Origin of the sequence: Pseudomonas sp. SF2, assembly GCF_036858055.1 — a bacterium.
GTDB lineage: Bacteria > Pseudomonadota > Gammaproteobacteria > Pseudomonadales > Pseudomonadaceae > Aquipseudomonas.
Genome location: NZ_JAMBDI010000084.1, coordinates 1 through 1,097, shown reverse-complemented (window position 1 = coordinate 1,097; position 1,097 = coordinate 1). Strand labels below are relative to the sequence as shown.

Sequence of the window (1,097 nt, the reverse complement as noted above, 5' to 3'; positions counted from 1 at the left end):
CTGCCGTCGGCGGTCGTCTCGCCGATCGGATTACCGCTGCCGTCGGTAAGGATCACCTTGGCCCCCGCTTCAGCGGTACCACTGATCACCACCCCGTTGCTCGGGTCGATGATGGGTGCGGGCGGCGCGACGGCGTCAACGGTGACGCTGGTCGGCCCGCTGGTATTGCCGGCCGGGTCCTGGGCCACGGCATTGATCACCGTGCCATTGGCCAGCGGGGTCGCAGGCGTGAAGGTCCAGTTGCCGCTGCCATCGGCGGTGGTCTGGCCGATCGGGTTGCCGCCGCCGTCGGTGAGAATGACCGTCGCGCCGGCTTCGGCGGTACCGCTGATTTCCGTGCCATTGCTCGGCTCGACCACTGGCGCCGCCGGGGCCACGGCGTCCACGGTAATGACCGCCGGTGCACTTTCGGTCCCACCGGGGTTACGCGCCACCGCGTTGACCACGGTACCATCCGGCAGCGGTACGCCGGGGGTAAAGCTCCAGTTGCCGCTGCCATCGGCGGTGACCTGGCCGATCGGGTTGCCGTTGCCATCGGTGAGGATAATGGTGTTGCCCGCATCGGCGGTGCCGCTGATCACCGAGCCGTTGCTCGGCTCGACCTGCGGAATCGACGGCAGCGACGAGTCCACGGTAGTGCTACCGGGGTTGCCGGTATTGCCGGCGGCATCGGTCGCCGTGGCGTTGACCACGGTGCCATTGGGCAGCGGCGTGCCCGGGGTGAACGTCCAGTTGCCACTGCCATCGGCCGTCACCTGGCCAATCGGATTACCGCTGCCATCGGTGAGGGTCACCGTGCTGTTTGGCTCGGCGGTGCCGTTGAGTACGGCGCCATTGCTCGGGTTGACCACCGGCGCAGCGGGTGCGAGCGCATCCACCGTGGTGCTGCCCTGCGGGCCGGTATTGCCGGCCGGGTCCTGGGCCACGGCGTTGACCACCGTGCCGTTGGCCAGCGGCGTGCCGGGGGTGAAGCTCCAGTTGCCGCTGCCGTCGGCGGTGGTCTGGCCGATCGGGTTGCCGCTGCCATCGGTCAGGATGACGGTGCTGCCTGGCTCGGCGGTGCCGCTGATTTCCGTGCCGTTGCTCGGCTCGACCAC

At 69.2% G+C, this 1,097-nt stretch carries 1 protein-coding gene; it reads right to left on the bottom strand.

The features are described 5' to 3' along the window. On the bottom strand, nucleotides 1–1,097 hold a 1,097-nt coding region (locus M2S36_RS24945; protein ID WP_333958021.1), incomplete at both ends, for an Ig-like domain-containing protein.